Annotated in this window: 7 protein-coding genes and 1 tRNA gene; 4 read left to right on the top strand and 4 right to left on the bottom strand. The window is 65.6% G+C overall.

The genetic code is table 11. The features are described from left to right. Positions 1-247: 247 nt before the first annotated feature. Positions 248-1042, bottom strand: a complete 795-nt coding sequence (locus tag ACWGIC_RS25690; RefSeq protein WP_452078481.1) for a MerR family transcriptional regulator — start codon at positions 1040-1042, stop codon at positions 248-250. 17 nt (positions 1043-1059) lie between these two features. Then, on the bottom strand, positions 1060-1548 hold the full coding sequence (locus tag ACWGIC_RS25685; RefSeq protein WP_452078480.1) for a VOC family protein: 489 nt from the start codon (positions 1546-1548) through the stop codon (positions 1060-1062). A 380-nt stretch (positions 1549-1928) separates the two neighbouring features. Here ACWGIC_RS25685 and ACWGIC_RS25680 point away from each other — a divergent pair, with 380 nt between their 5' ends. Then, positions 1929-2441, top strand: coding sequence for a hypothetical protein (locus ACWGIC_RS25680; protein ID WP_452078479.1), 513 nt, complete (start codon positions 1929-1931; stop codon positions 2439-2441). A gap of 383 nt (positions 2442-2824) precedes the next feature. Here ACWGIC_RS25680 and ACWGIC_RS25675 read toward each other — a convergent pair. Continuing rightward, positions 2825-2906, bottom strand: a tRNA-Tyr gene (locus ACWGIC_RS25675). Positions 2907-3024: 118 nt separating this feature from the next. Between ACWGIC_RS25675 and ACWGIC_RS25670 the strand changes: the two genes are divergently transcribed. Then, positions 3025-3516: a YajQ family cyclic di-GMP-binding protein gene (locus ACWGIC_RS25670; RefSeq protein WP_009072171.1), complete on the top strand. Its 492-nt coding sequence runs from the start codon at positions 3025-3027 to the stop codon at positions 3514-3516. Between the two features lie 39 nt (positions 3517-3555). Here the strand turns inward: ACWGIC_RS25670 and ACWGIC_RS25665 are convergent, their stop codons facing one another. After that, on the bottom strand, positions 3556-4260 hold the full coding sequence (locus ACWGIC_RS25665) for a hypothetical protein (protein ID WP_452078478.1): 705 nt from the start codon (positions 4258-4260) through the stop codon (positions 3556-3558). Positions 4261-4459: 199 nt separating this feature from the next. On the opposite strand from ACWGIC_RS25665, the gene ACWGIC_RS25660 reads away from it, so the two are divergent. Both ACWGIC_RS25660 and rfbA read left to right on the top strand, forming a co-directional pair. Continuing rightward, the gene (locus ACWGIC_RS25660) at positions 4460-5608 is read left to right on the top strand and encodes a sialidase family protein (protein WP_452078477.1); all 1149 of its coding nucleotides are present in this window, start codon (positions 4460-4462) and stop codon (positions 5606-5608) included. Between the two features lie 73 nt (positions 5609-5681). Next, positions 5682-6563: a glucose-1-phosphate thymidylyltransferase RfbA gene (gene rfbA, locus ACWGIC_RS25655; protein WP_452078476.1), complete on the top strand. Its 882-nt coding sequence runs from the start codon at positions 5682-5684 to the stop codon at positions 6561-6563. The last annotated feature ends 4 nt before the right edge of the window (positions 6564-6567 follow it).

Genomic DNA, 6567 nt, shown 5'->3' with positions numbered 1-6567 from the left:
CTTGTCAAGGCGGGAAAGATGCCTTGACAAGCACCCCCGAACCGCAGGGAAGGCTTCGTATCGGGGTGCAGGGAGGGGGCTGGCTGCCTGGGTTGGTTTGGGTGTGGTGGTGGGGGTTTAGGGAGTGGGGCTAGCGCCCCAAAGTGGCATTGGGTGCGTGGGACGCACCGAATGTGGCGTTGGGTGCGTGGGATGCACCCAATGTGGCATTGGGTGAGTTTGTGCGGTGGGTGGTCTCTTCGAGCTGCTATTCCCACACTGCGGTTTCCGGGTCCACGCCGTGCACGATCGCGTTGGCGAAGATCACGTCCCGCAGCCAACCTGCGAGGCCGGGGGCCAGCGTGTCGTAGTACTCCACGTACCCGGCTTCCTCCACGAACTTCCGTCCGAGGCATACCTGCATCGAATGCGTGCAGTCGAAGTACCGGGACAACGTCGCCCGGTGCCGTTCCGCGAGGTTGTTCGCCTCGACTGACCCCGGCTCAACCCCCGCCTTCCGGGCCGCGGCCAGGTCGGCGTGGAGCGTCTCGTGCTCGGCCGCGGCCTCCTGCCACTCCTGCGGGGTCAGGTCAGTGGTCCGCTCGCGATACTCCGCCCACTGTTTGGTGTCGCCCCACTGCTCCGCGGCCTCGTCGATCCACTCCGGATTCCAGTCGGACCCGAAAATCTCGACCTGTTCCTCGGCAGTCAACTGCATCCCGCCGCGGGTAGCCGCCGCCATCCGGTCGACCGCGGACACCATGTGTTCCAGGTGCGCGATCCGCTCCCGCAGCTCGCGCCGCTGCCGGGTCAGGTGGGTGTGCGCGTCGACGGACGGGTCGTCCAGTAGCCGCCCGATCTCCGACAGCGGGAAGCCCAGCTCGCGGTAAACGAGCACCCTATGCAGCCGCGCGACGTCCTCGGCCGAGTACACCCGGTAGCCGGACCTGGTGCGCCCGCTAGGGCGCACCAGGCCGACCGCATCCCAGTGATGCAGGGTTTTGACACTTACGCCGACCAGCGTCGCCGTGCGTCCGACAGTGAGGCCGTCTTGCTCGATCACGACCCCAGTGTCGCAGCTCACGACCGCGGGACGTCGATTCCCGTAGCCCGCAGTTCGTCCGCGAGCGCACTGTTCGGATCGATCGGCTCCGCCGCGGTCATCACGACCTTCGTGCCTTCCGGCGTGACGACCGTCAGCTCGCGCGAGTTCCACGGCTGCAGCACCGGACCGCTCGTGCAGCCAGGCGTGATTTCCTCGCACCGCTTGGCGATCTCGTCGAGTTCGCTGAGCACACAGGAAAAACTGATGCTGACCTCGCTCGGGCCGGCCGGGGTGCCCGGCTTGAGCAGCACATCCTGAAACGCCCAGCGCCGCAGGTGCACGAGCTGACCGGGGAGGGTGAACAGGTTGTCGAAACCGAGCCCGCGAAGCCAGAAGTCAGTGGAGACGTCGAGGTCGGCGGTGGGCACGTTGAGAAACATCGGCATCCCGTAGAAGCCGAGGTAGTTGCCCGGAGACACCGCGTCGTAGGCAGGAGCCGGAACCGGGCCGCGAAATTCGTTCATGCCGACGAGCGTGCAGCCTCCTGCCGCAGGAGGGTCAAGCCCGAATGGTGGTCACGGTGCTGGGGGTTACGCGGACACGAAAACGGCCCCGTGACTGGGTCACGGGGCCGATCTGCGGGTGTGGCAGGTGAGGGATTCGAACCCCCGAAGGCTGAGCCGTCTGATTTATGGGCTGACTGGGAGATGTGCTGTGACCTGTGTCTTGGTCGGTTCTCGGCCTACCGCGGGGCGGATGGGGGCGTGGGGCAAAACCCGCCCCTGCGGCCGATCACGAACGGAACCCTATTTGGGCACCTTTGGGGCTGTGACGTGACGCGGGCCACCCTGCCGCGATGTCCTACGCATCGGCTGGAGCGTCCGGCCGCAGGAGAGGGGACGACATGACCGTCGCAGCGTTCGTCGTGTCAGTTGTCGCACTGCTCGCATCCGGCCTAAGCGCCCTGTACGCCAGGCGGCAGGCGACCGCAGCTGAGCAGACAGCGAAGGTCGAAGCTGCCCGCCGGCACGAGGAAGAGCGGCCCAACATTAGCGACGGCGAGATACAACGGCCCGGAAACTGGTACCGGCTCTACTTCCGATTGGTGCACACGCTGCCCCTTCGAAAGGTTATAGCCGAGATTGTGGACACCAAAGGAGTCTCCTTTCGGCAGGGCGTAAATGGTGTTCCGCCGCTCCGCTCCGGGAAAGCTATAACAGCGTTCTATACGCCAGACTTCGCTGAGATTCCAGGAAAGGAGAGTCTTGTGGCCGGCGACGGGCTTTACTGGGTCATTGAGCTAGATGAGAACCCGGACGATAAATTGCAAATCCGCCTCACGTGCATTGCTGACGGTGGACGGGAATGGGTTATGCATCGCGAGGTCGAAGTGCCTAGTATTCCAAAAGTTTGGTGACTCAAACGGCTATCATCGAGATGCGGAGCTGTCATCCATATTGGTCGCCGATGTCGATCATGCGCCCGTTGTTCCCTTCGTGTTGGCAAGCATCTCGGCCATCTCTGTCATGTCTTCTATCGCGGCAGACGCCTCCGCGGAGGTCAGCAAGCTGACCTTGCCAGGCTTGTTCGCGAAGTCGACTGCCGGTGCGCCGACAGTCCGCGTGGGACCGCGTCGCGAAGGCGCTCGGCGGCTCTTGAACCTCCGCCCGCGGCCACTGTGCGGCCAAACCCGTGGGGCGCATGTGGGGCGGGCAGCCGGAACCGGCTGCACACGTCTGCACAACACAAAATCACCCCCGTGACCGGTTCGAGCTGGTCACGGGGGTGATTTGGCTGGTGTGGCAGGTGAGGGATTCGAACCCCCGAAGGCTGAGCCGTCTGATTTACAGTCAGATCCCTTTGGCCGCTTGGGTAACCTGCCATGGCCGGGCGAACCGGCCGGGAAGAAGGATACCCAACGGTCCGGACGGCCGGTCAACCGGGATCCCCCGGCGCTACGCTGGGGGTCCCTGACGAGCTGAGACAAGGTGTGAGGACACGTGGCGGATCCCTCTTTCGACGTGGTGAGCAAGGTCGACCGCCAGGAGGTGGACAACGCGCTGAACCAGGCCAGCAAGGAACTGGGCACGCGGTTCGACTTCCGTGGCACCGGAACCGGCATCAGCTGGTCCGGCGAGGAAGCCATCGCGATCGAGTCGGAGACCGAAGAGCGCGCCCTCGCGGCGGTGGAGGTCTTCAAGGAGAAGCTGATCAAGCGGAACATCTCGCTGAAGGCCTTCGAGGCAGGCGAGCCCGCGATCTCCGGCAAAATCTACAAGATCAGCGGCAAAATCCTGCAGGGCATCGCGTCGGACAAGGCGAAGCAGATCGCGAAGTTCATCCGCGACGAGGGCCCGAAGGGCGTCCAGGCACAGATCCAGGGCGACCAGCTGCGGGTGTCGGGCAAGAAGAAGGACCAGCTGCAGGAGGTGATCTCCTTGCTGAAGGGCAAGGACTTCGAGATCGCGCTGCAGTTCACCAACTACCGGTGAGTCCCTGGTCGCGGGCGTCCGGGACACCGGACGCCCGCATCACCAGGCCGTAAAGGTCCAATCCGCCTCGAAAGTCTCCACCGCCACATACGTCGGTCCGGTGAGCGGGAACTCCCCGGTTGTCTCGCCGATGTGGTTCACCACCAGATGCGGGTAACCGTCGGCCAGGACCCAGACGCCGTTCGACCCCTTCGAGCCGGTGAAGAATTTCCCCCAGACCTGGCCCGGGGGCACCGCCAAGACCGCGTCCCCGTGGCCGTTGTAGGGCTTACCCGGTTCGACGACCGGCACTCCCCGGTAGTCGGTGATCGTCGCGGTCCACGAACCCTTTGCCTCGACCGTCAGCGTGTGCACCGATTTCCCGCCGGGCGAGACGTTGAACCAGGACGTCCCACGGTAGGCACCACTGTCGTTGACCAGCAGGCTTTCCGAACCGTCCGTCGTCACGGCGATGTGGCCGGTGCACTTCGGACAGTCGAAGGTGAGGAATCCCGAGACCCCGGATGGCCAGGTCAACGGCACAGTAGCGTTGTTCTTGCCCTCGTGGGTTTCTGTCGGGTTCTCGGCTAGCCGGGGCTTCTCCGGACGCGGAGGCGGCGGCGGGAGAGCCGGCGCGGGCGTGTGGCCGGGGCTGGCTTCCCGGGGGCGCACGATCGCCCCGATGCCGGTCGGCTGCAGCGAGCACGACGCGGTGATCGCCACCGCCGCGCAGATCGCCGCGAGACGCCCGAAGGTGCGGCGCATGCTTCCCCCTAGCTTGCCCCGACGGGGCCTCCTGATGATCTTTCGTCACGCTCCGCCCGGTCGTTACGCGACCGGCACCCCTGAACAGCCCAGCGATCTCCTCGAAGGAGTGGACTCACGCGGGTGACCAGGCGAAATCGATGGTGTCGGGGCGACCACGTGGTGTAATCGCCCGTCCGGTCGTGAGAGGAGTTCCTGAATGCGCCGCTGGACACCCGTGCTTGCCTTCTTCACCTCGCTGCTGGTCCTGGTGACCGGCATCGCGCCCGTCGCGGAGGCAGCGGGCAAAAAGCTGCTCGTACCCGGCTTCGGTTCGTACCCGCGGCTGATCCGGCTGGAGCACTCGCTGTTCGGGCGGGGCAACATCATCGCGGCGCTGACCAGCGAGGACGGCAACGGCCGGTTCGCGCCGATCCTCGAGAGCACCGACGAGGGCGAGAGTTTCCACCAGATCAGCGAGATCCGCGACCCCGACGCCAAGTTCGGCCAATGCTGCGGAACCCTCTACGAACTGCCGCAGCGGGTCGGCCGGATGCGCGCGGGCACGCTGCTGTGGGCGGCGACCTACCGCCAGGATTCGGGCCCGCAGCGGCGGATGGGGATCAAGGTGTGGTCCAGCCGCGACGGCGGACGCAACTGGCGGTACCTCTCCGAGGCCGCGCTCTCGCACAACCACGACGGCATCTGGGAGCCGGAGTTCACTGTGGACGCCGGCGGCACGCTCTGGCTCCATTACGCCGACGAGACCCAAGCGCCGAAGTACGGCCAGGTGCTCAACCGCGTCGCCTCGACCGACGGCATCACCTGGGGCACCAAGCAGCTCACGATGGCCATCGGACCGTCCCGGGTGCGTCCTGGCATGCCGAACATCCGCAGGTTGCCCGACAGCCGGTACTGGTTCGGCTACGAGATCTGCAACTACCGCGACCGCTACTGCGATCCGTATTACAAAATCTCCGCCGACGGCGCGAACTGGGGCGACCCGGCCGACCCCGGCATCCGGGTGAACACCGCGAGCGGCAACTACTTCCAGCACGCCCAGACCACCACCCTGTTCCCCGGCGGACCGAACGGCGTGCGGCTGGTGATGGTCGGCCAGATCTACACGACCGCCGACGGCAGGCCGGTGTCCGGCAACGGCCAGACCCTGCTGGCCAACGACAACTTCGGGGCCGGGAACTGGTACGAACTGCCCGCTCCGGTGCACATCAGCGGCATCTACAACAACTACTGCCCCAACTATTCGTCCACGGTGCTGCCGGTCGACGGCGGGAAGAATGTGCTGGAGATCGCCACCGAGTACGCCCACGGCTGCCAGGCGTACTTCGGCAAGGGCCCGGCGTTCTGAGTTGAGGCAAGTCCCGGACGGCCTCCTCGCTCACTCGGTACGGTGACCACACCACCGCACGCGAGGAGGGGCCGTGAAGGGCATTGTGCTCGCCGGGGGCAGCGGAACCCGTCTGCATCCGATCACCCAGGCCGTGTCGAAGCAGCTGCTGCCGGTCTACGACAAACCGATGATCTACTACCCGATCTCGGTGCTCATGCTGGCCGGGATCCGGGAGATCCTGATCATCTCGACACCGGCGGACCTGCCGAACTTCCGCCGCCTGCTCGGCGACGGCAGCCAGTTCGGGCTGTCGTTCTCGTTCGCGGAACAGCCGAGCCCGAACGGTCTCGCCGAGGCGTTCGTGATCGGCGCGGACTTCGTCGGCGACGATTCGGTCGCGCTGGTGCTCGGCGACAACATCTTCTACGGCCAAGGCTTCTCCACCACCCTGCGCACCGCGGCGACCGACCTGGACGGCTGTGTCCTGTTCGGCTACCAGGTGAAGGACCCGGAGCGCTACGGCGTCGGCGAGATCGACGAAAACGGCAATCTGCTGTCCATTGAGGAAAAACCCGAGAAACCGCGGTCGAACAACGCGATCACCGGGTTGTACTTCTACGACAACGAGGTCGTCGACATCTCCCGCAACCTGAAGCCCTCCGCGCGCGGCGAGCTGGAGATCACCGACGTCAACCTCTCCTACCTGCGCCGCGACCGCGCCAAGCTGATCGAGCTGAGCCGCGGTTTCGCGTGGCTCGACACCGGCACGCACGATTCGCTGCTGGAGGCCGGTCAGTTCGTGCAGGTGCTGGAGCACCGGACCGGGGTGCGGATCGCGTGCCTGGAAGAGGTCGCGCTGAAGATGGGCTTCATCAGCGCGGACGAATGCCACGCGCTGGGTACGAAGCTGGCCAAGTCCGGGTACGGCGAATACGTGATGAACGTGGCGTTGCTCGCGGGGGCGCAAGGCTGACGTG

The sequence above is a fragment of the Amycolatopsis sp. NPDC054798 genome, from assembly GCF_053611505.1.
The sequence above is the reverse complement of the archived record's forward strand: the minus strand, read 5'-3'. Positions and strand labels throughout refer to the sequence as shown.